The sequence below is a fragment of the Bartonella sp. MR30HLJHH genome (assembly GCF_042194195.1).
GTDB lineage: Bacteria > Pseudomonadota > Alphaproteobacteria > Rhizobiales > Rhizobiaceae > Bartonella > Bartonella grahamii.
Map to the genome: position 1 here is coordinate 1 of NZ_JBHIMO010000109.1, position 580 is coordinate 580.

Annotated in this window: 1 protein-coding gene; it reads right to left on the bottom strand. The window is 37.9% G+C overall.

The annotated features are described in order from the left end of the window. Positions 1-193 precede the first annotated feature (193 nt). Positions 194-580: hypothetical protein (locus ACFIKR_RS09600; RefSeq protein ID WP_375659674.1), on the bottom strand; the 387-nt coding region annotated here is incomplete at its 5' end.

Consider the following 580-nt stretch of genomic DNA (forward strand, 5'->3'; position numbering starts at 1 on the left):
AAAGCTTTAATGCGATAAAGGTTTATAATATTTCGAGTAAGAGCATGTTTGATTTTTTTGATTTCACTGGTTAATTCATATTTTTTGCACATAGAAGACCCTCACAATCTAATGTGATAAACATTTGCTAAAATTTGGAATGGGAAAATTTGAAAGAGAGGCGCCCCCGCCGCGCCCGCCGCTGCTTTATTAATTAGACCCAGACAATCTCTAATTCACCATAAGGAGAGAGACGTTCAGTATAGGTTTTTATTTTAGTAGATCCGCCGACATTTTCACGAATAACAGCAATGCCATGAATATGAGCATTTTCAAAAACATGCACGTTATTTGCTATACGAGCGTTTTCATAAACCCTAGCATTGTCATAAACCCACGCATGACCATAGATATGACCACAAGTGACAGCCTTGCCAAAAACTCTTGCATGTTCATAAACGTGACCATTTTTAAACACAAGAGCATCATCATACACCCAGCAATTGCCATCATGAGAGAGGTTCTCTTCCTTTTCAATAAAGCCGCCTAAGGTACCTGCTTTGATATCAGCAAAATCTTTTAATGCTTTAATACGGTAGAG